This is a genomic window from Paraburkholderia sp. UCT2 (genome assembly GCF_014397665.1).
GTDB lineage: Bacteria > Pseudomonadota > Gammaproteobacteria > Burkholderiales > Burkholderiaceae > Paraburkholderia > Paraburkholderia tuberum.
On the sequence record NZ_VZQO01000028.1, the window covers coordinates 1 to 25,299 of the forward strand.

A 25,299-nucleotide genomic window follows, 5' to 3' on the forward strand; every position below is an offset into this window, starting at 1 on the left:
GACGCCGCCCGCGGCCGCCCCACCCGCATGCCGCGGACCAGCGGAACCTTCCGCGTGCGGCAGCAAGCATTTCGCAAGGAAGCGCATGGTTATAATCCGGATCGCTCTACCGTCTTGAGAAACTCAAATGGTCCGGCACCCCCTGCAATTTCACCACCGGAACGGTAGTGTTTTCATCGATAACGTAGACCTATGATTTTTGCTTCCAGTCTGGTCTGGCTCACGTCGGCTCTGCTGTTTCTCGCGCCCGCGGTCAATCTGATGTGGCGCGGCGGCACCGGCTACTGCTTTTTCGCGCTCGTCGCGCTCGCGCTCGGCGCGGCCATCGTCAACCGGCGCATGCCGGGCTATTTCTCCGCGTTGCGGACCTACCGCTGGTTCACGATCGGCATGCTCGCGTTCGTCGTCGGGATCGGCGCGCAGCAGTTGGTGCTCGGCTACTGGCTGCCACGCGAGTTCGACAATGCGTCGCGTTTCGTGCTCGCGCTTCTGGTGTTCCTGCTGCTGCGGCAATTGCCGTCGCGCAATCTGCGCTTTATCGGCTGGGGCTGCGCGGCCGGCGCGCTCGCGGTCGGCGCATGGGCGTTCATCGATCAGCCGCCCGGCGGCTGGACCGACGCGAACCGCCTGAACAACTCGTACACGAACGCGATTCCGTTCGGCGATACCGCGCTGCTGCTCGGGTTCCTGTCGGTGTTCACGCTTGGCTGGGACAATCCGCGCGACTGGCGCGTGCTGGTGCCGCGCGTGCTCGCGCTGGTGTCGGGCGGCTATGCATCGTTTCTGTCGGGCTCGCGCGGCGGCTGGGTCGCCGTGCCGGTGTTCGTCGTGCTGCTCGGCATGCAGTACCACTGGTTCACGCACAAGAAGCGCCTGCTGATCGCGACGCTCGTCATCGTGATCGGGGCGGGCGGTCTGTTGTCGACCGAACGGGTTCAGAAGCGCTTTGCCGAGGTGCCGAACGACGTGTCGATGATGCGCAAGGGCGAGGACGACACGGCCACCGGCCTGCGCCTGCAACTGTGGAACGCGTCGCGGATGATGTTCGAGCGGCATCCGGTGTGGGGCGTCGGCAAAGGCCATCTGGTCGACGAGCTCGGCGTGATGGCAAAGCGCGGCGAAGTGAAGGCCGAGATCGTCAACGAGCGCGCGCATAGCGACTTTTTCTCGACGCTCGCCGAGATGGGCGCGGTCGGCGTGATCTGCCTGTTGCTGTTCTACTACGGGATCACGGTGTATTTCTGGCGACACCGGCATGCGACCGATCCGGCGATTCGCGCCGCGTCGTACGCGGGTCTCGCGGTCGCGGCGAGCACGGTGATCTTCGGGCTCACTATCGACGTGCTGGTGCCGATGATGGTGGCGGTGCTGCTCGCCTCGCTGGTGGCGACGCTGCTGGCGGTGATCGATGCACGCAAGCGCGAGTTGCGAAGCGAAGTGCGGACCACGCCGGCGCCAGCCGCGGTCGTGCGCGAGACGCAGCCGCGCGATTGATTTTGATTTGACGAGAAGCGGCAACCCGAGCGCGGAGCGCCGCCCTCATCCTCGCGTGAACACCTCGTAAAGCGCCGCGACGTGCGCGTCGACGCTCGGGTCGTACACGAGGCTGTCGCGCGGCGTCGCGATGCGCGCGGCGCCGCTCTTCACGCGCTCGACCGCCTGGCCGATCGCGCGCTCGAAACTGCCCGCGGTCTGCCGCGAGAACTCGATCTTCGCGGCACCGGTCACCGTCTCCGCCGAGCCGACGTTGTCGGCGATCACGAGCGGCGTGCCGCACATCACCGACTCCACGCCGACGAGCCCGAACGGCTCGTACGCCGACGCGACGACCGTGAAATCGGCGGCCGCGAACAGTTTTTCGATCTCCTTGCTGTAACCCGCGTAACGAATTGTGTCGCCGGTTTTCGGCACCGGGCGTCCCGCGACGACGAGGCAGACCGGCAGCGTCGTGCGCGAGAAAAACGCTTCGAGCAGCGGATAGCCCTTGCGCTCGTGACTCGTCGACGAGAACACGAACATCACGCGATCGTCGGGCACGCCGAGCTGGCGGCGCACGGCCGCGCGCGCGGCGGGGTCGAGCGGCCTGAAGCGTGCGGTATCGACGGGCGGATAGAGCACGTCGATCCGCGCGGCCGGCACGTCATAAAAACGCTGCAACTCGCGGCTCATCAATTGCGAATGCGCGACGATCGAGCGCGCCCGCGTGTAGACGCGCCGCTCGAGCTCGATCTGCCATTCGTCGCTGCGGCGCGGCGCGCGGCCCGCGGCTTCGAGCGAACCCGGATGCGTGCCGCCGCACAACGCGACGTCGGCATGCGTCGAGTGATTGATCGAGAACACGCACGCCGGACGATGCCGCTTCAACCGCTGCTTCAGACGCCAGTCGAACGCGAGGTTGCGCAGCTTGCGCGGCGCCCAGCGTACGTCGAGCGGCTGCGCATCGATCCACGCGGCCTCGGGCAGCGCGCGGTCGATCTCGCGCGCGAACAGCGTCGGGCGCAAACCCATGCGATGCAGGCCGGCGATCACGTCGCGCGTGTAACGCTCGGCGCCACCGCTGTTCTTCAGCGCCTGGGCGGTCAGCGCGATGTCGGTGAGGGGGCGGCGGTTCGGGTCGAGGGCTGCGTCGCGGGTTGGCTCTGACAAGGATCGGTCTCGGTGAGGCGCACGCGCGGGCGAGGCCGTGGGTGCGCAGTTTCGGGGCAGCGGCAATTGTAAAGGATGGGTTTCGCCGGGCTCAGCTCGGGGTGCCCGGGTTTGCCGCGTGCGTCGCGCGGCGCGGCCGTCAGCGGCTAGAATCTAGGCCAATCGCCTTCGTCCCGACTCCATGACCGATAGCCCGCCGTCCGCCGCAACCGCCGACACCACCCGCCCGCTCGTCTCGATGCTGGTGATCGCCTACAACCAGGCAGAGCAGATCGGCGACGCCGTGCGCAGCGCGCTCGCGCAAACCTACGAGTCGCTCGAAATCATCGTCTCCGACGACGCGTCCAGCGACGCCACCTACGCCGCGATCGAAGCGGCGCTCGCCGGCTACGCGGGCCCGCATCGCGTGATCGCACGGCGCAATGTCGCGAACCAGGGCATCAGCGCGCACCTGTCGCAACTCGCGCAGCTCGCGCACGGCGAGCTGCTGTTCGTCGCCGCCGGCGACGACATGTCGGCGCCCGAGCGCTGCGAGCGCGTCGTCGACTGCTGGCTCGCGCATGGGCGCCGCCCCGACCTGATCGCCACCGATCTCGCCGACATGGACGAAGCGGGTCACGTGCACGAGCGCGTGAGCCCGACCGAGCTCGATCGCTATCGAAGCTTCGACGACTGGCTCGTCGAGCGTCCATGGCTGATCGGCGCGGCACATACGTGGTCGCGACGCCTGATCGAGCGCTTCGGGCCGATGCTGCCGGGCGCCGCGGCCGAGGATCAGATCATGGTGCTGCGCGCGATCCTGTCGGGCGGCGCGATCAGTCTGCGCGAACCGCTGGTGCGCTATCGGCGCGGCGGACTTTCGCGCAAGCGCCGCTACCAGTCGGTCGACGAGCTGATCGCGCGGATGCGGCAAAGCAATCGCTACGGACTCGCGGAGCTCGCGCAACTGCAGCGCGACGCTCAGATCGCCGGTGTGGGCGAACGCATGCGCGCGGCGATGGCGCCGAAGCTCGCGCGCGAGCAGTTCATCCATGCGATGTTCGAAGCGGGCAGCCTCGGCGAACGCCTCGGGCTGGTGACGCGCAGCGCCGGCGTGAAGCTCGGGCTGCGGATTCGGATGTTCCTGTATGCGAGTTGCCCGATGGTCTACGCGCCGGGCATCTGGATCAAGCGGGTCGTGCGGGGCAGAAAGGCCTGAAGACGACGATAGGATCTCGCGGTGCCTGGCGACGCCACATCGGTCACGAAAGTCCGCGCGACGCGCCGCGCTCGTTGGTCGCGCTCGCGCCTACCGCATTGCCGTCATGCTGCCGATACTTCAGATCCGGCGCTGCGACGTGGCGAATCTCGCCGAACGACGCGACCACCATCGCGAGCCACCAATCGTGCATCGCGACGCCGGGCGGGAACGGCAGCGCGCGTTCGAGCGCCGCGCGATTGACGAGCATCGCGCAGCCGGGCACATGGTTGCTCAGCAGAAAATCGCGCAATCGCGTCGCGCAGCGCGACTTCGCGGTGATATCGAACAGCGAGCGCGACAAACAGCACGGCGTCGAGTCGACGAGCTCGATAGAGACGAGCGGCTTGCTCGGATCGTCGTGAGACATGGGCAGTCGATTTCCGCGAGGCGGACCGTGATTGCCCGCCAGCATGCGATTAGCGCCGAAAAAGCGCAATAAATTGAGACTTAAACGCAACACCGGCCCGCGCTCCCATTCGCAATGCGCCGGATCAAACCGGGCTTTGCTGGAACTGGATGCGATGCAGATGGGCGTACAAGCCGTCGTGCTCGAGCAGTTCGCGATGGCTGCCGCGCTCGACGATCCGCCCCGCCTCCATCACGAGGATGCGGTCGGCGCGCTCGATCGTCGACAGGCGGTGCGCGATCACGAGCGTGGTGCGGCCTTTCATCAGCGTTTCGAGCGCCGCCTGCACGTGGCGCTCGGACTCGGAATCGAGCGCCGACGTCGCTTCGTCGAGAATCAGGATCGGCGCGTTCTTGTAGATCGCGCGCGCGATCGCGAGACGCTGGCGTTGGCCGCCCGACAACATCATGCCGTTGTCGCCGACGAGCGTCTCGATGCCCTGCGGCATCGCCTGCACGGTGTCCCACAGGTTCGCCGCGCGCAACGCCGCCTTGACCTTCTCCGCATCGACTTCCTGACCGTACGCGACGTTGTGCGCGATGGTGTCGTTGAACAGCACGACGTCCTGGCTCACCATCGCGATCTGGCTGCGCAGCGCGTGCAGGTCGTACTCGGGCAGCGCGACGCCGTCGACCAGAATCGCGCCGCCGGTCGGATCGAAGAAGCGCGGCAACAGATTCACCAGCGTGGTCTTGCCGCTGCCCGACGGACCCGCGAGCGCGACCATCTCGCCCGGCGCGATCTTGAACGACACCTGGTCGAGCGTATGGCGGTTGTGCGTGGAGTTCGTGCCGTAGGTGAACGACACGTCGCGGAACTCGACCTCGCCGCGCGCGTGAGCGAGCGGCTTGCCGCCGCCTTCCGGCTCGGCCGGCTCGTCGATCAGGCCGAAGATCAGCTCGGCCGCGGTCATGCCGCGCTGCAACGGCTGGTTCACGTCCATCAGATGCTTGAGCGGCGAGATGATCAGGAGCATCGACGTGACGAATGCGACGAAGCCGCCGACCGTCGTCTGATCCGACGACGACTGCACCACCGCGATCGTGATCACGACCGCGAGCGCGATCGACGCGAGGAACTGCGTCAACGGCTGCGCGAGGCCGCCGGAGACCGTCATGCGCATCGCGTAGCCGCGCAGGCGCCGGCTCATCGCGGTGAAGCGGTCCGTCTCGTATTGCTCGCCGTTATGCACCTTGACGACCTTGTAGCCGCCCACCGTTTCTTCGACGATATACGACAGCTCGTTGGTGAGCAGCTGATGCTCGCGGTTCAGTCGCCGCAGCCGGCGATTGATCTTGCCGACCAGCCAGCCGATGCCCGGCAGCAGCACCGCGACGATCAACGTCAGGCGCCAGTTCAGATAGAACAGATAGCCGAGCAGGAAGATCACCGTCAGCGAGTCGCGCACGAGCGTGACCATCACGCTCAGCAGCACGTTCAGGATCTGGTTGACCTCGAAGACGATCGCGTTGATCACCGTGCTCGCGGTTTCGCGCTGGAAGAACGCGACGCTCGTGTGGATCATGCGGTCGAACATCTTCAGACGCAGCTCGAGCAGGATCTTGTTCGACACGTACGCGAGCAGATAGCCGGACGCGTACTGCGACACGCCGCGAATCAGCGCGAGGCCGATCACCGCGACCGGCACGAGCCACTTGGTCTTGTCGACCGCGTGCGAGCCGAAGCCCTTGTCGAGCAGCGGCTTGAGCAGCGCGGGAATGGCGGCGTCGGTGCCGGCGCTCACCGCCATCGCGACGATCGCGCCGACCACGACCCACAGCAGCGGCTTGATGAAAGGCCACAGGCGCCGCAGGACGACGGCCGGCGACGACGCATCGCCTGAACCCATGGGTTTGCTTAACGTTGGCTTCGCGCTCAAGGAATCCTCTGGAAATGCGGAACGGCGAGCACGCGGCGCATGATTGGCCGGCCGCGTGAAATATCAAAAAAGAGCATTGTAATCGGTTGCAGATGACAGCCGGCGCTCGGCGCGCGACGGCATGCGCGCAACACCTGACGGATCGGCGCCGTGGTGTGGGGCCGGATGAGATGTGTATACTCGCTGCTCGATTGCCGGGTCGCGACCCGCTCCGTCACTTCGTCCTCCACGCAACTCAGGTATGCAAGAAACCACTCTTGGCGTTGCCATCATCACCCGGAACGCGGCGGCGCGGCTGGCCGAATGCCTGCAGGCCGTGGCCTTTGCCGACCAGATCGTCGTGATCGACGGCGGCAGCACCGACGGCACCGCCGACATCGCTCGCGCGAACGGCGCGCGTGTCATCGAACAGACGGACTGGCCGGGCTTCGGCCCGCAAAAGAACCGCGCGGTCGATGCCCTGACGACAAGCTGGATCCTGTCGCTCGACGCCGACGAAATCGTCACACCGGAACTTGCCGCATCGATTCGCGCGACGCTCGCCGCGCCCGCCGCCGACGTCTATGCGGTGGACCGTCTGTCGAGTTTCTGCGGCCACTGGGTCCATCACAGCGGCTGGTATCCGGACTGGATTCCGCGCCTCTTCAAACGCGGCACCGCGCGCTTCTCCGACGACCTCGTGCACGAGCGCCTCGTGTTCGACACGCCCGCGCAACGCCTGAGCGGCAAGCTGATGCACTACTCGTACGAGGACTACGAGGGTGTGCTGCGCAAGCTCGACGCGTATTCGACGGCCGGCGCGCGGCAGCGTTACGAGGCCGGGCAGAAAGGCAGCATTCGACTCGCGCTCGGGCGCGGCCTGTGGGCGTTCGTGCGGACTTATCTGCTGCGGCGCGGTTTTCTGGATGGCCGCACCGGGCTGATGATCGCGCTGTTCAATGCGGAGACGGTGTACTACCGGTTTCTGAAGCTGGCGCGCCTGGAAAAAACGGGCGGGCGCTAGGGCTAGCCGGTACACGCGGCACCGGCCCATCCATACCGCGGACCTCGCTCAATACACGATTTCGATCGAGCTTCCCGCAAACTCGCCGCGCAGCGCGGCGAGCAGTTCATCGGTCGGCTTCACGCGCCACGCGTCGCCCAGACGCATTTCGCCTTGCGCATGCTCGCTGCGATAAACGACCTGCACCGCGAGCCCGTTCGGAATCTGCACCGCTTGACGCTGACGGCCGCCGTCGCCGCCGAAGCCGCCACGCCCACCGCCATTGCCGCGCGGCGCGGCCGCCGGCGCGGCTGTGGCGGACGGCTCGTCCTTGCCGGCGGTGTGCGCTTCGAGCACCCGGCGCAATGCCTGCGCGTCCGCGTTGCCGTTCATCTGCACCTTCAGCGAATCCGCGTAACGGCAGCGCGCGCGGCCGAGATCCATCACCGTTTCGACCGTGAAGCGGATGCCGCCCGTGAACGCGTCGTTGCGCGCCTGGCCCTGCACGACCAGCAGCTCGTCTTCCTTGAACAACTGCTTGTGCTCTTCGAAGACCTCGTTGAACACCGTCACTTCGCACTGGCCGGTGCCGTCGTCGAGCAGCGCGATCAGCATCTTGCCGCGCTGGGTCATCTGCGTGCGCAGCGACACGATCACGCCCGCGACCAGCTTGTCGCGCCCTTCCTTCAGCTCGCCGATCTTCTGGCGCACGAAGCGACGCACTTCGTCCTTGTATGCATCGAACAGATGGCCCGACAGGTAGAAACCGAGCGCGGCTTTCTCTTCCTGCAGCTTGCGCTTTTCCGGCCACTCCGGTTCGTCGACGAGTTCGTGGCCTTGCGACGGCGCGTCGCCCATGTCGAACAGGCCGGCCTGCAGCGCATTGGCCGCCGCCTGCTCGGCCGCTTCCATCGCGAGCGACACCGACGCGATCAGCTGCGCGCGGTTCAGATGCAGCGTGTCGAACGCGCCGGCGCGAATCAGCGCCTCGATCGTGCGACGATTGACGATGCGCCGATCGACGCGGTTGCAGAAATCGAAGATGTCGATGAAGCGGCCTTCCTCGCGTGCGCGCAGGATTTCTTCGATCGCGTTCTGGCCGCTGCCCTTGATCGCGCCGAGACCGTAGCGGATCGTGCGCGAGCGCTTGCCGTCGGCTTCGGCGACCGGCTCGAAGCGATACGCGGACAGGTTCACGTCCGGCGGCAGCACGGCCATCCTGTTCGCGAGGCAGTCTTCGAACAGGATCTTGACCTTGTCCGTGTCGTCCATCGCGAGCGACATGTTGGCCGCCATGAATTCGGCCGGATGGTGCGCCTTCAGCCACGCGGTGTAGTACGCAAGCAGCGCGTAGGCGGCCGCGTGCGACTTGTTGAAGCCGTAGCCCGCGAACTTCTCCATCAGGTCGAAAATTTCGTCGGACTTCTCGCGCGTGAGGCCGTTGGTGGCCGCGCCTTCCGCGAAAATTTCGCGGTGCTTGGCCATTTCCTCGGGCTTTTTCTTACCCATCGCGCGACGCAGCAGGTCGGCACCGCCCAGCGAGTAGCCGCCGATGATCTGCGCCATCTGCATCACCTGCTCCTGGTAGACCATGATGCCGTAGGTCTCTTTCAGAACAGGTTCGACGCGCGGGTCCGGATATTCCACCACCTCGCGGCCGTGCTTACGCGCACAGAAGCTCGGGATCAGGTCCATCGGACCCGGGCGGTACAACGCGACGAGAGCGATGATGTCTTCGAAGCGGTCGGGCTGCGCGTCCTTCAGCATGCCCTGCATGCCGCGGCTTTCCAGCTGGAACACGGCGACCGTATTCGCTTTCTTCAGGATCGAGAACGACGCCGGATCGTCGAGCGGCACCTGGGCGAGCGACCAGTCCTGCTTCGACGGATCGAGGCGGCGGATGTAGCGCTCGGCCCAATCCAGAATGGTCAGCGTGGTCAGGCCCAGAAAGTCGAACTTCACGAGGCCGACTGCTTCGACGTCGTCCTTGTCGTACTGGCTGACGACGCCGCTTTCGTCGCCCTGCGTGTACAAGGGGCAGAAATCGGTCAGCTTGCCCGGCGCGATCAGCACGCCGCCCGCGTGCATGCCGACGTTACGCGTCAAGCCTTCGACGCGCTGCGCGAGTTCGAGCAGTTGGTGCACTTCGTCTTCGTTGTCGAAGCGCTCCTGCAACAGCGGCTCTTCCTTCATCGCGTCGGCGATCGTCACGTGCTTGCCCGGCTTGAACGGGATCAACTTCGCGATGCCGTCCGTGAACATGTAGCCGAGATCGAGCACGCGGCCGATGTCGCGCACCGCCGCCTTCGCCGCCATCGTGCCGAACGTCGCGATCTGCGACACCGCGTTCGCGCCGTATTTCTCCTTCACGTACTGGATCACGCGATCGCGGCCGTGCTGGCAGAAGTCGATATCGAAGTCGGGCATCGACACGCGTTCCGGATTCAGGAAACGCTCGAACAGCAGGTTGTAGCGCAGCGGATCGAGATCGGTCACGCCGAGCGCATAGGCGACCAGCGAACCCGCGCCCGACCCCCGGCCCGGCCCGACCGGCACGCCGTTGTTCTTGGCCCAGTTGATGAAGTCCGCGACGATCAGGAAGTAGCCCGGAAAGCCCATCTTGATGATCGTGCCGCATTCGAATTCGAGGCGCTGGTAGTACGTCGGGCGTTGCGAGTCGCGCTCGGCCTCGTCCGGATACAACTGTTCGAGCCGCTTTTCGAGGCCCTCTTTCGACAGCTGCACCAGGTAGTCGTCGAGCGACATGCCGTCGGGCGTCGGAAAGAGCGGCAGCTTCGGCTTGCCGAGTTCGAGCGTCAGATTGCAGCGCTTGGCGATCTGCACCGTGTTCGCCAGCGCCGAAGGAATGTCCGCGAACAGCGTGGCCATTTCCTGTTGCGTGCGGAAATACTGCTCGGCCGTGAAGCGCTTCTGGCGACGCGGATTCGCGAGAATGTCGCCTTCGGAAATACACACGCGCGCTTCGTGCGCGGTGAAGTCGTCCGGCGTCATGAACTGCATCGGGTGCGTCGCGACGACCGGCAGTTTCAGCGATGCCGCGAGCGCGACCGCCTGCTGCACGTACTGCTCGCCGCCAGGCTGGCCGTAGCGCTGCAGCTCGATATAGAAGCCGCCTGGGAACACCTTCGCCCAATGCTGCGCGTGGCGCTTCGCCGCCTCTTCGTTGCCGGCCGCCAGCGCGAGACCGATGTCGCCCTGCTGCGCGCCCGACAGCGCGAGCAGCCCTTCGCCCAGACCGGATTCGAGCCAGCCGGCTTCGATTTCCGCGCGGCCGCGATACTGGTTCGTCAGCGAGGCCTTGCTGAGCAATTCGCAGAGGTTCAGGTAACCGCGGCGGTCCTTGACCAGCAGCAGCAGGCGGGAAGGCTTGTCGCGGTCGTCAGGATTGGTGATCCAGACGTCGCAGCCGGCAATGGGTTTGATCCCTTTGCCACGCGCTTCCTGGTAGAAACGGACGAGGCCGAACGCGTTGCCGAGGTCGGTAAGCGCTAGCGCGCCCTGACCGTCTTTGGCCGCCGCCGCGACGATGTCGTCGAGACGCACGATGCCGTCGGCAATCGAGAATTCGGAGTGAACGCGGAGATGAACGAAGCGGGGATCTGACATGGGCGACATTGTAACTCCACCCTTCTGCGGATTTCAGGTCAAAACGGCGCGTTGGCCATCCGGCCAGGACGAGGTCGGAGCGAGCGCTGTTTGCGCTAGCGCAACTCGTTAGCCATTCGGCCAGGTCGGGGAAAATGCCGGGTTGAGGGATAATAGCGGTTTCGCCTCTCTCGACGTGGCTATTTAACCGGCAAACGCGCGGCAAACGCGCGCGAACCCGCGCGGCAAACCCCGGGTCTCATACGGGGCGCAACAGCGGCGGCACATCCCGCCGCCCCTCGCCACGCCGGCCATCTTTACCGCAGAACACACATGAGTATCGTCAATCTCGCCGCGTATCAATTCGCGACCATCGAAGACACCGCCGCCTGGCGCCCGTTCGTCACCGAACGCTGCAATGCGCTCGGCCTGCGCGGCACCATCCTGCTCGCGCCGGAAGGCATCAACCTGTTCATCGCCGGCACGCGCGAGAGCACCGACGCATTCATCGACTACATTCGCCACGACGCGCTGTTCGAAGGCAAGTTCGCGAATCTGCAGTTCAAGGAAAGCCTGTCGGACAAGCAGCCCTTCACGCGCATGCTGGTCAAGCTCAAGCGCGAAATCATCACGATGAAAAAGCCGGCGATCCGCCCCGAGCTCGGCCGCGCACCGTTCGTCGACGCGCCGACGCTGAAGACCTGGCTCGACCGCGGTCACGACGACGAAGGCCGTCCGGTCGTGATGCTCGACACGCGCAACGCGTTCGAAGTCGACGTCGGCACGTTCGACAACGCGCTCGACTATCGGATCACGAAGTTCAGCGAATTCCCCGAGGTAATCGAGAACAACCGTGCCGATCTCCAAGACAAGACGGTGGTGTCGTTCTGCACGGGCGGCATCCGCTGCGAGAAGGCCGCGATCCATATGAAGGAGGTCGGCATCGAGAACGTGTACCAGCTCGAAGGCGGCATCCTCAAATACTTCGAGGAAGTGGGCGGCGCGCATTATCACGGCGACTGCTTCGTGTTCGACTACCGCACCGCGCTGAATCCGCAACTCGAACCGACCGCGACCGCGCAATGCTTCGGCTGCCGCGCGGTGGTCACGCCCGAGCAACAGCAATCGCCGATGTACGTCGCGGGCAAGACCTGTCCGGCGTGCCATCCGGACAGCAAGGCCGCGTGCGCCGCGTAATGACAGCCGGGGTGCCCCGCGACGCGGGCGCCTCGCCTGTCGTCCCCAAACCATGACCTATCGCGGACGCTTCGCGCCGTCGCCGACCGGCCCGCTGCATTTCGGCTCGCTGGTCAGCGCGCTCGCGAGCTGGCTCGACGCGCGCGCGCAGCGAGGCGCGTGGCTCGTGCGCGTCGAAGATATCGACGGACCGCGCACGATGCCCGGCGCCGCCGAGGACATCCTCGCGACCCTCGAACGCTTCGGCATGCGCGCGGACGAAACGCCAGTCTGGCAAAGCCAGCGCACGGCGCGCTATCAGCACGCGCTGGAGCAGTTGAAATCGGCCGGTCTCGTCTATCCGTGCGGCTGTACGCGCAAGGAAATCGCCGATTCGCTGCTGCACGCGCACGCGCGCAACACCACACTCGCCTACCCCGGCACTTGCCGCACGGGTCTGCATGGCAAGCCGGCGCGCGCGTGGCGCCTGCGCGTGCCCGACGGCGAGCCCGCCGTGATCACGTTCGACGACCGCTGGCAGGGTCCGCAGACGCAAAATCTCGCGACCGAGGTCGGCGATTTCGTGCTGCGCCGCGCGGACGATCAGTGGGCATATCAGCTGGCGGTGGTGGTGGACGATGCGGACGCGGGCATCACGCACATCGTGCGCGGCGCGGATCTGATGGATTCGACGGCGCGGCAGATTCATCTGCAGCGTTGTCTGGGTGTGGCAACGCCCGAGTATCTGCATGTGCCGGTCGTCACGAACGAGCACGGCGAGAAACTCAGCAAGCAGAACGGCGCGACCGCGCTCGATAGCGACAAGCCGCTCGAAGCACTAGGCGCGGCGGCACGGCATCTGGGACTGAAGTTGGGAAGCGAGCCGCCCACGACGCTGGAGCAGTTCTACAGCGCCGCGACCGCGGCCTGGGCAAAACGGATGAACATTCGCGCATCCCGATGATGCGCACGCGTGAAGCCTGCTGCGTTTTCCGAGACTTCGAACCGCGCGGCCCCACCGTTTTTACGCTCGAGGCGTTGCACCCCGAGCTCTGAACCCGACAGCCCGTCTTACGACGACGAAGGCGTCTTCCTCGGCATTCCGAAGCCACCGAGCAACGCGGCCAGTTGCCGCTTCGGCGCCGTCTTTTGCGGCGCGGAGTTCGACGCGGCCGTCTCCTCGATCTTGAGCACCGATGCCGGCGACGGCTCGTACGGCTTCAGGAAGAAATCGTCGACCGGCTGCGCGCGATGATGATGCGCACGGTCATACGAACCCGACGCCCCGCCCGTGCGACGGCGGCCGCGCTCGTCGCGCGATTCGCTGCGATCGCGGCGCGGCGGACGGTCCTCGTGATGATGGCGCACCGGCGCATCGACGGTCAGGCGCTGCAAGTCGAGCGGACGCTTGATCAGCTTCTCGATGTCGGCCAGTTGCTTGCGCTCGTTCGGGCTGCACAGCGACAGCGCGTCGCCCGATGCGCCCGCGCGGCCCGTGCGGCCGATCCGGTGCACGTAGTCTTCGGCGTTGAACGGCAGGTCGAAGTTGATCACGGTCGGCAGTTCAACGATGTCGAGACCGCGCGCGGCGACATCCGTCGCGACGAGCGCCTCGACTTCGCCGCGCTTGAACGCATCGAGCGCCTGCATGCGCTCGCTCTGCGTGCGGTCGCCGTGAATCGCGGTCGCGACCACGCCGTCGCGTTCGAGACTGCGCGCGAGCCGGCTCGCGCCGATCTTGCTGTTGCAGAACACGAGCACCTGCTTCAGGCCACGCTCGCGGATCAGCTGCACAACCGCGCCGGTCTTGTCGCCCTCGGCGACTTCGTAGACGATCTGCGTGACATTGGTCGCGGTCGAGTTGCTGCGCGCCACTTCGATGGTCTGCGGGTTGCGCAGATACGTCGCGGCGAGCTTCTTGATTTCGCCCGAGAACGTCGCGGAAAAGAGCAGCGTCTGGCGCTCTTTCGGCAGCAGGTTCAGGATGCGCTGCAGGTCGGGCAGGAAGCCCATATCGAGCATGCGGTCGGCTTCGTCGAGCACGAGCATCTGCACCTGGCCCAGGTTCGCGGTTTTCTGCTGCACGTGATCGAGCAGACGGCCCGGCGTCGCGATCAGGATTTCGACGCCGCGGCGCAGCTGCTCGGACTGCGGATTCATGTCGACGCCACCGAACACGACCGCGCTGCGTAGCGCCGTGTGCTTCGCGTAGGCCTGCACGTTCGCGGCGACCTGGTCGGCCAGTTCGCGGGTCGGCGTGAGGATCAGCGCGCGGACCGGATGGCGCGCCGGCGACGCGCTCGTGCTGGCCTGCGGCAGCAGGCGCTGGATGATCGGCAGCGAGAAGCTCGCGGTCTTGCCGGTGCCGGTCTGCGCGGCGCCCATCACGTCACGGCCCGCCAGCACGACCGGGATCGCCTGCGCCTGGATCGGCGTGGGCGACGTGTAGCCCGATTCCTTGATGGCCTTCAGGATGTCGGGCGCGAGGCCGAATTGATCAAAAGTCTCGGTGCTTGGCGTGACGGCTGTGTCGGACATGGTGGCTTTCGCTAAAAAGGCGCGTGGCGCGATGCGCGCGGCAGCGGTCGGGACCGCTGAGGGCATCAGGATGAAGGCGGAGCCACGTCGTTCCGCGCGAGACCCGTCTGAGTTCGGATAATGCGGCCGGCTCCGGCTGGCGGAAGCATCCGCCGAAAGCCGAGCATTGTAGCACTTCAGCAAAAACGCTCGTGACGGCTGGCTGGCCGGCGGCTCGCGGCCGTTGCTTCGGTCGCAGCGTAGTGCGCACAGACGACAGTGGCGTGACAGCCGGGCACTTCGGCGGGCGGCGCGCGGCGTTCGTCAGCCGTCCCCGCGCCCGCACTGGCCCCATTGCGAACGGTCGCCCGCCCCCGCTCACGTCAGATCGCCCCTCACCACGTCTCGCGCATCACCATCAGCCGCATCTCGGTCATGTCCTCGATCGCGTAGCGCACGCCCTCGCGCCCGAGCCCCGAATCCTTGACGCCGCCATACGGCATGTTGTCGACGCGGAACGACGGCACGTCGTTGATCACGACGCCGCCCACTTCGAGCGCATCCCACGCGCGATGCGCATGCGCGAGCGAATCGGTGAACACGCCGGCCTGCAGGCCGAAGTCGCTGTCGTTGACCTGCGCGAGCGCCGCCTCGAAATCGTCGAAGCGCTCGAGTATCGCAACCGGTCCGAACGCCTCCTTGCGATACAGATCGGTGTCGCGCTTCACGCCTTCCAGCAGCGTCGCCTCGAACATCGCGCCGTCGACCTTGCCGCCCGCGACGATCTGCGCACCCGCCTGCACCGCCCCCTCCATCCAGCCAGCGAGCCGCTTCGCTTCCGATTCGGAGATCATCGGCCCGACGAAGGTCTTTTCGTTCTTCGGATCGCCCATCACGAGCGACTTCGTCTTCGCGATCAGCTTCTCGCGCAGCGCGTCGTAGACGCTCGTGTGCGCGAGAATCCGCTGCACGCCGATGCAGCTCTGCCCCGACTGATAGAACGCGCCGAACGCGAGCCGGTCGACCACGTAGTCGAGCTTGCCGCCCTGGTCAGCGTCGACGATCGCCGCCGCGTTGCCGCCCAGCTCCAGAATCACCTTCTTCTTGCCGGCTTTGCGCTTCAACTCCCAGCCGACCGCGGGCGACCCGGTGAACGACAGCAGCTTGAAGCGCTCGTCGGTCGTGAACAGGTCGGCGCCGTCGCGATGCGCGGGCAAAATCGAGAACGCGCCCTTCGGCAGATCGGTTTCCGCGAGAATTTCGCCCATGATCAGCGCACCGACCGGTGTGCGGCTCGCCGGTTTCAGCACGAACGGCACGCCGGCCGCGATCGCCGGCGCGACCTTGTGGGCGGTCAGGTTCAACGGAAAATTGAACGGCGAGATGAACGAGCACGGCCCAATCGGCACGCGCTTCACATAGCCGTGATACCCGTTCGCGCGCGGCGAAATCTGCAGATTGATGATCTCGCCGTCGATCCGCACGCTCTCCTCCGCGGCGACCTTGAACGTATCGATCAGGCGCGTGACTTCGCCCTTCGAATCGTTGATCGGCTTGCCCGCCTCGATGCACAGCGCGAGCGCGAGTTCGTCGTAGCGCTCGCGAAAGCGCTTGACGCAATGTTCGAGCACCGCCTGGCGTTTGAACGGCGGGTAGGCGCGCATGGCGGGCATCGCATCGACCGCCTGGCCGATCGCCCTGTCGATCGCGGCCGCGTCGGCCATGGCGACGCGCGTGGCGACTTCGCCGCTGAATTTGTCGGTGACTTCGAGATCGGTGTTGGCGGCCACCGGCTCGTTGGCGAGGTAGTACGGATAGGTTTTCTGCAACATGTCGCGTTCTCCTAGATTCGATGCAGAGGCTCAAAGCCGCGCGGACAGCCGCTTGATCTCGCGATTGAGCACGCGCTCGTTGTCCGAATAGTCGATCGGCACGTCGATCACGTGCACGCCCGGCGTCGCGAAGCACTCGCGCAACAGCGGCGCGAACTGCTCGGCCGCCTCGATCCTATGCCCCTGCGCGCCATAACTCTGCGCATAGGCGACGAAATCCGGGTTCGCAAGCGTCATGCCGTAGTCCGGGAAGTTCATGTTCTCCTGCTTCCAGCGGATCATGCCGAACGCGTCGTCGCGCAGAATCAGGATCACCAGATCGAGCTTCAGCCGCACCGCCGTTTCGAGCTCCTGCGAGTTCATCATGAAGCCGCCGTCGCCGCACACGGCGATCACCTTGCGCTCCGGATGCACGATCTTGCTCGCGATCGCCGACGGCAGCCCCGCGCCCATCGACGCCAGCGCGTTGTCGAGCAGCAGCGAATTCGGCTCGTGCGCGCGGTAGTAGCGCGCGAACCAGATCTTGTACATGCCGTTATCCAGACACACGATGCCGTCGACCGGCGTGGTCTCGTACACGTCGTTGACGATCCGCACCGGGTACATCGGGAAGCGATCGTCGTGCTGGCCCTTCACCAGATGCGCCTCGAAGTGCTCCTTGATCTCCTTGAAGCGCGTGAAGTCCCAATGCTCCTGACGCGTCTTCAGGCTCTCCTTGAGCTGCCACACCGCGTTGGCGATATCGCCGACCACTTCGATCTGCGGGAAATACACCGGATCGACTTCGGCGCCGAGGAAGTTCACGTGGATCACGGTCTTCTCGCCTGCCTCGCCGCTGCGCATGAAAAACGGCGGCTTTTCGATCACGTCGTGACCGACGTTGATGATGCAGTCCGCGAGCTCGATCGCGCGGTGCACGAAGTCGCCGTCGGACAGCGTCGCGTTGCCGAGCCACATCGGATGCGATTCGTCGATCACGCCCTTGCCCATCTGCGTGGTGAAAAACGGAATGCCGATCTGGTCGACGAACTCGCGCAGCATCTTCGTGGTGGTTTTGCGGTTGCCGCCCGCGCCGATCATCAGCAGCGGATGCTTCGCGGCGGTGATCGCCTCGACCGCGCGCGCGACCGCCTTTTCCTCGGCGACCGGACGGCGGCTGTAGCTCTTCGGAATCGGCTTGCCGTCGCCCTCTTCGTGCGCGACGTCCTCGGGCAGTTCGAGGTGCGTGGCGCCGGGCCGCTCCTCTTCGGCGCGGCGCACCGCCTCGCGCACCGTCGCCGGAATGTTGCCAATCGACACGATCTGCCGTGTGTACTTGGTGAGCGGCTCCATCATCCGCACCACGTCGACGATCTGGAAGTGCCCCTGCTTGCTCGACTTGATCGGCTTCTGGCCCGTGACCATCAGCATCGGCATGCCGCCCAGCTGCGCGTAGGCGGCCGCGGTCACGAAGTTGGTCGCGCCGGGGCCGAGCGTCGCCAGACATACTCCCGTGCGGCCGGTGAGCCGCCCGTAGGTGGCGGCCATGAAGCCGGCCGCCTGCTCGTGGCGCGTGAGGATCAGACGGATTTTCGAGCGGCGCAGCGACTCCAGCAGATCGAGATTTTCTTCACCGGGGATGCCAAACACATACTCGACACCTTCGGCTTCCAGCGATTTGACGAACAGGTCCGATGCTTTCATTGAGGGTCTCGCTTGATGACTCGGGGAACGGACAATCGAAGACGACAACGACGGCTGCGCGCGAAACACCGCTCCGCGCGCGCGGCATGGCAAACGGCATGGCGAACGCCATGCCGGACAGCTTACTACTCGAACGGAAACGATGCGCGCGAGCGGACGAAGCCGCGCGGGGGACAGGAAGCCAGGCGCGAGAAAAAGCAGGCGGCGGTCGGGGATGAAGCCGCCGCATGCGGTGCTCGTGTCCGCCGATCAGCAAATCAGCGAATCGCGGTCACGCAGTCGGAGAGAATCGGCGGCGCGTTCTCGCCGCTCGTCAGGTCGTACAGGTTGGCGCGCGGACCCTTGGTCCACCACGTATAGCTGCCGGCCTGGTACTTCGCACCGGACGCCGAGATCGTGTTGACGAACAGCATCGACGCGCCTTTCACCGGCAGCACGGCGAAGCTCTGGCCGTTCCGCGCGGTCCAGTAGGTGACTTGCAGGATCTTGCCGGTCGCGCAGGTGTATTTGCGCGTCTGGTGGTTCTTGCCCTCGAAGTGCTTGAACTGCAATGGCGCGGCCGATGCGCCGCCGGAAGATGCCGCCAGCCAGGCCACCGTCCATGCTGCTGTCGTGAGGATTGCAACACGCCATGTCTTCATCGAACACCTCGATTGTTGCGGGGGTCAGGCAGGGAAGGCAACACCGGCCGCGACGCCGGTCACAGCCGAGCCACGGCCGAGTCACAGGCAGCTCATGGGCGATTCACGGACAGCTAGACGACGCTTCAAGGATCGATCACGCCGGCACACGCATCGGTCGGCGCAGCGGCGACGTGGCCGACCACCGGCACGATCTTCAGTCCCGCCGAAGCGATCCGGCACGGCGCGGCCGCGAGCCCGCAGCCGCTGATGCCGGCGCACAACGCGAACGCCACGCCGAGTGCGCCGACCCGGCGAAGCGCGCCGCGCCATGGATTGTTGCGAGATTCAAGCGCCATACGATCCTCTACTCCGATCTCTTTGCTTCGATAAGCCGGAAACGAATGCGGTGGGCTCTTTCGTGGGCGTCCCGCACACTTTTGCACCGCGCCTCGCCGCCTGCCCGTTACTTCGCCGACACCGGCCGCACCGCGGCCGCCGCCTGCCTGGCACGCGAGCGCGCTTGCTCGATGTTCTCGCCGGTCGCGAGCGCGACGCCCATGCGACGTTTGACGAAGCTTTCCGGCTTTCCGAACAGGCGCAGATCCGCATTGGGCACCGCAAGTGCGGCCGCGACGCCTTCGAACGCGATGCCGGCCTCGTCGCGACCGCCGTAGATCACCGCCGACGCGCCCGCCGCACGCAGCGACGTATCGACCGGCAGGCCGAGGATCGCGCGCGCATGCAGCTCGAACTCCGAGAAGCGCTGCGAGCACAGCGTGACGAGCCCCGTGTCGTGCGGACGCGGGCTGACTTCCGAAAACCATACGTCGTCGCCGCGCACGAAAAGTTCCACGCCAAACAGGCCGCGGCCGCCGAGCGCCGCCGTCACCTTGTGCGCGATCTCGCGCGAACGCTCGAGCGCGAGCGGGCTCATCGGCTGCGGCTGCCACGATTCGACATAGTCGCCCGCGACCTGCACGTGGCCGATCGGATCGCAGAAATACGTGCCGACCGCGCCGCTCGCCGGGTCGATCGCGCGCACGGTGAGCTGCGTGATTTCGTATTCGAAGTCGATGAAACCCTCGACGATCACGCGCCCGAAATTCACGCGGCCGCCCGCCATCGCGTACTGCCAGGCGGGTTCGACGTCGGCGTCGCTGCGCAGCACCGACTGCCCCTTGCCCGACGACGACATCACCGGTTTCACGACGCACGGATAGCCGACCTTCGCGATGCCCGCGCGCAGTTCGTCGAGCGAATCGGCGAATGCGTACGGCGAGGTCGCGAGGCCAAGCTCCTCCGCAGCGAGGCGGCGGATGCCTTCGCGGTTCATCGTCAGTTGGGTGGCACGCGCGGTCGGGATCACCTCGGCGAGCGCCTCGGTTTCGATCGCGGCGAGTTCGTCGGTGGCAATCGCCTCGATTTCCGGGACGATCAGATGCGGGCGCTCCTGCTCGACCAGCGCGCGCAGCGCGGCGCGGTCGGTCATGTCGATCACATGCGCGCGATGCGCGACCTGATGGCCCGGCGCGTTCGGGTAACGGTCGACGGCGATCACTTCGACGCCCAGCCGTTGCAGCGCGATGATCACTTCCTTGCCGAGCTCGCCGGCGCCGAGCAGCATCACGCGCGTCGCGGATTCAGAAAGGGGCGTGCCGATCCGTTGGCCGATCTGCATGGGAACTCCAGATAAAAGTCGGGATGAGGGTGGGATTGGATAGACCGCGATGTTAACATGCGGGCCCCTTGCCGCGCGGCGCTCAGGGTGCCGCTCAGGGTGCGCTTTGGGTGCGCTCGCGAGGCCGTGGCGGTCGAGCGGAACCGTGCCGCCGCGGTGACGTTCGCAGCCGCGATCACGTCACCGCGAGCATCGCTCGCGCACGACAAGCTTAGTACGTTACCCTTACGCCTTCGCCAGTTTGAACAGGAACGACGCCATGCTCATCCGCTCCCGCCCGCGACCTCTTGCGCGCATCATTCCGTGCCTGCGCACGGCCGTCGCCGCGTTGAGCATCGCCGCGCTGCTCGGTGCGTGCGCCATCCCGAAGCATCCGGACTCGTCGGCGCCGCCGCCTGATCCGTTCAATCCCGCCGCTGCGCAACTGCTCGACGACACCAGCTGGGTGCTGAGCTCGTGGAAGAACGCCGACGGCACGGCGCGCGCGGTGCCGTCGAAGGATCAGAAACCGCTCACGCTGACGTTGTCGACCGAAGGCGGCCGGCGTCACGCGAGCGGCTTTTCCGGCTGCAACCGCTTCATGGGATCGTACATGCTGAAGGACGGCAAGCTGAGCTTCGGTTCCCTCGCCGGCACACGCATGGCGTGCGCCTCGCCGGGCGGCGACATCGAGAAGCCGTTCCTCGATGCGCTCGAGCGGATCGATCGCACCGGCGTGCAGATGCGAGCGCCGCAGCAGATGCAGCTGATCCTCGACAACGGCGACACCCTGATGTTCGATCGCAGCGACAAGTGATGCGAGTTTGCGCCGCGTTCGGGATTCGCGCCGGCCTTCGAAGCCGCGCGCTGCGCCGTTTAAACTCGACGGATTGCGCTTCTCGCGCGCTCCGTCATTCGTAGATGTCTGGTATGCACACGGTAGTTTTCGGCTGGTTCGGCGGGTCGGCCGTCTGGTTCATTCCTCTTTTGTGGCGCCTCGCGAAGTCGATGCTGCCGGGCGGCGCGGGTCTGCGCGGCCCCGGCACGATCCGGCTGTGGCTCGGCTTCGTCTGCGTGCTGATCGCGAGTTGCACGCTCGAGGGCTCGCTGATCGGCATTGCCGGCATCAATGGTTTCGGTCATGCGCTCGCCGCGGGGCTTGGACATCTGCTCGGCCATGTCGGCACGCCGCTCGCGGCGCTCGCGCTGCTCGTGATCAGCCTGCCGTGGCTCGTCGACTTCCGCTGGAGCGACGTCGCCGTTTGGGCCGACGGCGCGTTCGGCCTCGGTCTATCGCGGGGACTCGCGAAGCGCGACGAGGATGCGCGCCGCCACCGCAGCGTCGACGACGGCGCGCCGTCGCATGTGTCGCCTGCTACCAACACGATGGCGCCGCGCAATAACAAGGGTCGCTACGCGCGGCCGACGGTGTGGCGTCCGCCCGCGAGCGGGCGCGGCGCGGGCTCCGCCGCTGCTGCCGGCACCGCGGCGGCTGGCATCGCGGGTAGCAAGGACGCTTCCGCCCGTGGCGCCGGCGCAAGCTGGCGAGCCGATGCGGCCGCCGACGCGGCGCGCGGGCCGGTCAAGCAGACCGAGCCGGTGCTACGCACGGGGTCGGGCGCGTCGCCGCGCCCGGCAACGTCGACGGCAACCCAGGCGCTGCATGCGGACAAGGCTGCGGACAGATCCGCCGCACCATTCGTGCCGACCGAGCCGGTCGCGCCGGCCGGCTGGCTGCGCACGACGGAGCCGCGCGCGGCGACGGCGGCGGCATCGCTGGGTGCGGCGGGTGCATCGGCCGCATCGGGCATGTCGGCTCGTGATGGTGCTGCGCAGGTCGGGCGGCGCTCGGTCGGAGATCAGCGTGCGGCCGCGTCGTTCGGCTCCAGTGCCGCGTTGGCGGCGACGGCCGCCAACGCGGCCGGCGTGTCGGCGCGAGCGGCACAGGCAATGGCGGGCCGCGCCGCCGCCTCGGGCGCCGGTATCGGCATCACAGCGGGATCGGTGAATGCCGCGGGCCGCGCAAGCCGCCCGTCGTCGCTGTCACGTCCGGCCGACGGCAGCGCGCCGCTCAATCGCGGCGCAACGCCGCGTCAACCGTTCCCGGCCGCTTCGCGCGCCAATAGCGTGACCTCGCCGTCGACCGTGAGCCGGCCTACACCGAACTTCACGCGAACGATGACGAACGCGTCGACGGTCGCGCCGCCCGCGAGCGTCGAGGAAACGCTGCGCAGCATCGCGGAAAACGCCGCGCGCTGGACCGACATGGCCGGCGTGAGCCTGGCGCGCAGCCGTGGCGCCGATAGCGCGAAGATTGACGATGCAGAGCGTGCGTCGACGACGTTCGATGTGCCACCGGCGCAGCGGGACGTGCTACCTGTCGAAAACGGCGAGACGGTTGCGGCGCCGCAGGCGCAGAGCGTGGAGAGTTCGGCGCGGATGGTGTCGCCGGCGCAGTCGCAGCAAGAAACCGCATCGGTCGAGATGCCGGCTGAGCGTGCGGTGGCCGAGTCCGAGACGTCGGTCGAGGGCGGCAACGACGCGGTTGCGCAATGGCCGACCGAACCGCCCGTCATTCATGCGCCGCTTACGGCTGCGCCGCAGACGACGACTGCAATCGAGTCGGTGGCCGCCGTGGCTGCTGCGGCTGTCGAATCCGCGGTTGTCGAGCCATCGGCATCCGCTGTGGCTGAGCCTGCCGCCACCGAACCCGCCGCAAGCGCGCCGCAACATGAGTCGCCGACGGCGACGCCATTCGAGCGCTTCGCAGCCAGCCTACGGGACGATGCTTCGCAAGAAGACGCACCGGCGGTCCAAAACGATTCGACGCAGACAGCGACAAACACCAGCGTCCCGGCATCGCAGAGGGAGGAATCCGCGCGAACCGTCGAACCGGCCACCGCCGACACCGCGACGCCTCCGCAAGCGCTGGCTCCGGCAGCCGAAATCGTCATCGACAAGACACTCGTGCCTTGGGAGAGCAAGCTCGGCCCCGCCGCGGCTCAACGCGCGGCCGCGTCAGCGGACTCGCCGCAGACGGAGGCCGCCGCGCCGTCGAACGCAAGCATGCCGCCGTGGTCCGGCGCGACGGTCTCGGAACTCGCCAGCGAAAGTGCGCAGTCAGGTGAGCCCGCGACGTCGCACGCCCCTGCCCTGCCCGCTGTGAACGAGGCCGCGAACACCCCCGCAAACGACTCGCCGTCGTCGACTTCGACGAGTGCGGCGAACCTCGCTATGCCGGCAACCGCACCGGCCGTCGTCTCGAACGTAGTCCGTTTCCCGGGCTTCGTCGCGCCGGCGACCAGCATCGAGCCTTCGGTCGGCGCAAGCGCAACGCCTGTCGCGAACACGCCGGCCGCCGAATCGTCGCCCGCTCCGTCGCCCGCTCCGTCGTCTTCGCCCGCGCTAACACCGCAACCGCAGGTCCAATCCGCCGACCAACCCACTGCCGAGCCCGCCACCCGCCCGCCGCTGCCCGGCCACGCGCCGGTCAACGGCTTCGAGTTCCATGCGCCGGCCGCATCGATGGTCGAACTGCCGACGCTCGATCTGCTCGCCCCCGCCGATGCCGACATCGAACCGATCCCGGATGAAAAGCTCCGCGAAACCGGCCTGCTGATCGAGCAGCGCCTGCAGGAATTCAAGGTGCCGGTGACGGTGGTCGGCGCATCGGCGGGTCCGGTCATCACACGCTTCGAAGTCGAACCGGCGCTCGGCGTGCGCGGCAGCCAGATCGTCGGTCTGATGAAGGACCTGTCGCGCGGTCTCGGTCTCACGTCGATCCGCGTGGTCGAAACGATTCCGGGCAAGACCTGCATGGGCCTCGAACTGCCGAACGCGAAGCGCCAAACGATCCGCCTCTCGGAAATTCTCGAGGCGAGCGTCTACCAGAACTCGCACTCGCGACTCACGCTTGCGATGGGCAAGGACATCACCGGCCATCCCGTCGTCGCCGATCTCGCGAAGGCGCCGCACATGCTGGTGGCCGGCACGACCGGCTCGGGCAAATCGGTCGCGATCAACGCGATGATCTGCTCGCTGCTGTTCAAGGCGACGCCAGAGGAAGTGCGCCTGATCATGATCGACCCGAAGATGCTCGAACTTTCGGTTTACGAAGGGATTCCGCATCTGCTCGCGCCGGTCGTCACCGACATGAAGCTCGCGGCCAACGCGCTGAACTGGTGCGTCGGCGAAATGGAAAAGCGCTACCGGCTGATGTCGGCCGTCGGCGTGCGCAATCTCGCCGGCTTCAACCAGAAGATCCGCGACACCGAGGCGAAGGGCAAGAAGCTCGGCAACCCGTTCTCGCTGACGCCCGATGCGCCCGAGCCGCTGGCGCCGCTGCCGCTGATCGTCGTCGTCATCGACGAACTCGCCGACCTGATGATGGTCGCGGGCAAGAAGATCGAGGAGCTGATCGCGCGGCTCGCGCAGAAGGCGCGTGCGGCCGGCATCCACCTGATCCTCGCGACGCAGCGGCCGTCCGTCGACGTCATCACCGGTCTCATCAAGGCGAACATTCCGACGCGCGTCGCGTTCCAGGTCTCGTCGAAGATCGACTCGCGCACGATTCTCGACCAGATGGGCGCCGAGTCGCTGCTCGGTCAGGGCGACATGCTGTTCCTGCCGCCGGGCACCGGCTACCCGCAGCGCGTGCACGGCGCGTTCGTCGCCGACGAGGAAGTGCATGCGATCGTCGAATATCTGAAGCAGTTCGGCGAGCCACAATACGAGGAAGGCATTCTCGACGGCCCGGCCGCCGATGGCGGCGCGGCCCAGGACCTGTTCGGCGAAGCGCCGGATGCGGAAGCCGATCCGCTGTACGACGAAGCGGTCGCGTTCGTCGTACGCACGCGGCGCGCGTCGATCTCGTCGGTGCAGCGGCAGTTGCGCATCGGCTATAACCGCGCGGCGCGGCTCGTCGAGCAGATGGAGACGGCCGGCCTCGTGTCGGCGATGAGCATCAACGGCAGCCGCGAAGTGCTGGCTCCGGGGCCGGCGGAATGAGCGCCCGGTGAATCGCTAACCGGGTCGGCGATGATCCGGAAGAAA

At 66.6% G+C, this 25,299-nt stretch carries 17 protein-coding genes; 7 read left to right on the forward strand and 10 right to left on the reverse strand.

What is annotated here, in order from left to right; genetic code table 11:
* The first annotated feature begins 192 nt into the window (after positions 1-192).
* Positions 193-1,494: an O-antigen ligase family protein gene (locus tag F6X39_RS22265; RefSeq protein ID WP_187618136.1), complete on the forward strand. Its 1,302-nt coding sequence runs from the start codon at positions 193-195 to the stop codon at positions 1,492-1,494.
* Between the two features lie 45 nt (positions 1,495-1,539).
* On the opposite strand, the gene F6X39_RS22270 is transcribed toward F6X39_RS22265, so the two are convergent.
* Positions 1,540-2,646, reverse strand: a complete 1,107-nt coding sequence (locus F6X39_RS22270; protein WP_187618137.1) for a glycosyltransferase family 4 protein — start codon at positions 2,644-2,646, stop codon at positions 1,540-1,542.
* Between the two features lie 181 nt (positions 2,647-2,827).
* On the opposite strand from F6X39_RS22270, the gene F6X39_RS22275 reads away from it, so the two are divergent.
* A complete protein-coding gene (locus tag F6X39_RS22275) occupies positions 2,828-3,844 on the forward strand; it encodes a glycosyltransferase family 2 protein (RefSeq protein ID WP_187618138.1) in 1,017 nt (338 codons plus the stop codon).
* A gap of 43 nt (positions 3,845-3,887) precedes the next feature.
* On the opposite strand, the gene F6X39_RS22280 is transcribed toward F6X39_RS22275, so the two are convergent.
* Together F6X39_RS22280 and msbA are read right to left on the reverse strand one after the other, a co-directional pair.
* Positions 3,888-4,253: a hypothetical protein gene (locus F6X39_RS22280; RefSeq protein ID WP_262414777.1), complete on the reverse strand. Its 366-nt coding sequence runs from the start codon at positions 4,251-4,253 to the stop codon at positions 3,888-3,890.
* A 124-nt stretch (positions 4,254-4,377) separates the two neighbouring features.
* Complete coding sequence (gene msbA, locus F6X39_RS22285) at positions 4,378-6,171, reverse strand: lipid A export permease/ATP-binding protein MsbA (protein WP_187618139.1); 1,794 nt, start codon at positions 6,169-6,171, stop codon at positions 4,378-4,380.
* 241 nt (positions 6,172-6,412) lie between these two features.
* On the opposite strand from msbA, the gene F6X39_RS22290 reads away from it, so the two are divergent.
* Positions 6,413-7,174 carry a glycosyltransferase family 2 protein gene (locus F6X39_RS22290; protein ID WP_187618140.1) on the forward strand — a complete coding sequence of 254 codons (762 nt, stop codon included), beginning with the start codon at positions 6,413-6,415 and terminating at the stop codon, positions 7,172-7,174.
* Between the two features lie 48 nt (positions 7,175-7,222).
* On the opposite strand, the gene dnaE is transcribed toward F6X39_RS22290, so the two are convergent.
* Positions 7,223-10,789, reverse strand: a complete 3,567-nt coding sequence (dnaE, locus tag F6X39_RS22295; protein ID WP_187618141.1) for a DNA polymerase III subunit alpha — start codon at positions 10,787-10,789, stop codon at positions 7,223-7,225.
* 303 nt (positions 10,790-11,092) lie between these two features.
* On the opposite strand from dnaE, the gene F6X39_RS22300 reads away from it, so the two are divergent.
* Entirely contained in the window at positions 11,093-11,956 is an 864-nt protein-coding gene (locus F6X39_RS22300) for a sulfurtransferase (RefSeq protein ID WP_184059422.1), read from the forward strand.
* 52 nt (positions 11,957-12,008) lie between these two features.
* Entirely contained in the window at positions 12,009-12,899 is an 891-nt protein-coding gene (gene gluQRS, locus F6X39_RS22305; protein ID WP_187618142.1) for a tRNA glutamyl-Q(34) synthetase GluQRS, read from the forward strand.
* 107 nt (positions 12,900-13,006) lie between these two features.
* On the opposite strand, the gene F6X39_RS22310 is transcribed toward gluQRS, so the two are convergent.
* The 6 genes from F6X39_RS22310 to purT all read right to left on the reverse strand — a co-directional run bounded on the left by F6X39_RS22310 (position 13,007) and on the right by purT (position 20,268).
* On the reverse strand, positions 13,007-14,473 hold the full coding sequence (locus tag F6X39_RS22310) for a DEAD/DEAH box helicase (protein ID WP_187618143.1): 1,467 nt from the start codon (positions 14,471-14,473) through the stop codon (positions 13,007-13,009).
* Between the two features lie 374 nt (positions 14,474-14,847).
* Positions 14,848-16,284 (reverse strand): aldehyde dehydrogenase family protein, encoded by a 1,437-nt coding sequence (locus tag F6X39_RS22315; protein WP_187618144.1) that lies wholly within the window; start codon positions 16,282-16,284, stop codon positions 14,848-14,850.
* Positions 16,285-16,314: 30 nt separating this feature from the next.
* Positions 16,315-17,967 carry an acetolactate synthase large subunit gene (locus tag F6X39_RS22320; protein ID WP_187618145.1) on the reverse strand — a complete coding sequence of 551 codons (1,653 nt, stop codon included), beginning with the start codon at positions 17,965-17,967 and terminating at the stop codon, positions 16,315-16,317.
* A gap of 257 nt (positions 17,968-18,224) precedes the next feature.
* The gene (locus F6X39_RS22325; protein ID WP_187618146.1) at positions 18,225-18,608 is read right to left on the reverse strand and encodes an MliC family protein; all 384 of its coding nucleotides are present in this window, start codon (positions 18,606-18,608) and stop codon (positions 18,225-18,227) included.
* A gap of 125 nt (positions 18,609-18,733) precedes the next feature.
* On the reverse strand, positions 18,734-18,946 hold the full coding sequence (locus F6X39_RS22330) for a DUF6726 family protein (RefSeq protein WP_187618147.1): 213 nt from the start codon (positions 18,944-18,946) through the stop codon (positions 18,734-18,736).
* A gap of 107 nt (positions 18,947-19,053) precedes the next feature.
* Positions 19,054-20,268, reverse strand: a complete 1,215-nt coding sequence (gene purT / locus F6X39_RS22335) for a formate-dependent phosphoribosylglycinamide formyltransferase (protein ID WP_187618148.1) — start codon at positions 20,266-20,268, stop codon at positions 19,054-19,056.
* A gap of 259 nt (positions 20,269-20,527) precedes the next feature.
* Between purT and F6X39_RS22340 the strand changes: the two genes are divergently transcribed.
* Both F6X39_RS22340 and F6X39_RS22345 read left to right on the forward strand, forming a co-directional pair.
* Positions 20,528-21,064, forward strand: a complete 537-nt coding sequence (locus F6X39_RS22340; protein ID WP_187618149.1) for an META domain-containing protein — start codon at positions 20,528-20,530, stop codon at positions 21,062-21,064.
* Positions 21,065-21,177: 113 nt separating this feature from the next.
* A complete protein-coding gene (locus F6X39_RS22345) occupies positions 21,178-25,254 on the forward strand; it encodes an FtsK/SpoIIIE family DNA translocase (protein ID WP_187618150.1) in 4,077 nt (1,358 codons plus the stop codon).
* Positions 25,255-25,299 lie beyond the last annotated feature (45 nt).

Bases quoted from the DNA above. Each gene is read 5' to 3' on its own strand.
- gluQRS (WP_187618142.1), top strand. From the start codon at position 12,009: ATGACCTATCGCGGACGCTTCGCGCCGTCGCCGACCGGCCCGCTGCAT.
- F6X39_RS22325 (WP_187618146.1), bottom strand. From the start codon at position 18,608: ATGAAGACATGGCGTGTTGCAATCCTCACGACAGCAGCATGGACGGTG.
- F6X39_RS22265 (WP_187618136.1), top strand. From the start codon at position 193: ATGATTTTTGCTTCCAGTCTGGTCTGGCTCACGTCGGCTCTGCTGTTT.
- dnaE (WP_187618141.1), bottom strand. From the start codon at position 10,789: ATGTCGCCCATGTCAGATCCCCGCTTCGTTCATCTCCGCGTTCACTCC.
- F6X39_RS22275 (WP_187618138.1), top strand. From the start codon at position 2,828: ATGACCGATAGCCCGCCGTCCGCCGCAACCGCCGACACCACCCGCCCG.
- F6X39_RS22320 (WP_187618145.1), bottom strand. From the start codon at position 17,967: ATGAAAGCATCGGACCTGTTCGTCAAATCGCTGGAAGCCGAAGGTGTC.
- F6X39_RS22290 (WP_187618140.1), top strand. From the start codon at position 6,413: ATGCAAGAAACCACTCTTGGCGTTGCCATCATCACCCGGAACGCGGCG.
- F6X39_RS22330 (WP_187618147.1), bottom strand. From the start codon at position 18,946: ATGGCGCTTGAATCTCGCAACAATCCATGGCGCGGCGCGCTTCGCCGG.
- F6X39_RS22280 (WP_262414777.1), bottom strand. From the start codon at position 4,253: ATGTCTCACGACGATCCGAGCAAGCCGCTCGTCTCTATCGAGCTCGTC.
- F6X39_RS22345 (WP_187618150.1), top strand. From the start codon at position 21,178: ATGCACACGGTAGTTTTCGGCTGGTTCGGCGGGTCGGCCGTCTGGTTC.
- purT (WP_187618148.1), bottom strand. From the start codon at position 20,268: ATGCAGATCGGCCAACGGATCGGCACGCCCCTTTCTGAATCCGCGACG.
- F6X39_RS22300 (WP_184059422.1), top strand. From the start codon at position 11,093: ATGAGTATCGTCAATCTCGCCGCGTATCAATTCGCGACCATCGAAGAC.
- F6X39_RS22340 (WP_187618149.1), top strand. From the start codon at position 20,528: ATGCTCATCCGCTCCCGCCCGCGACCTCTTGCGCGCATCATTCCGTGC.
- F6X39_RS22310 (WP_187618143.1), bottom strand. From the start codon at position 14,473: ATGTCCGACACAGCCGTCACGCCAAGCACCGAGACTTTTGATCAATTC.
- F6X39_RS22315 (WP_187618144.1), bottom strand. From the start codon at position 16,284: ATGTTGCAGAAAACCTATCCGTACTACCTCGCCAACGAGCCGGTGGCC.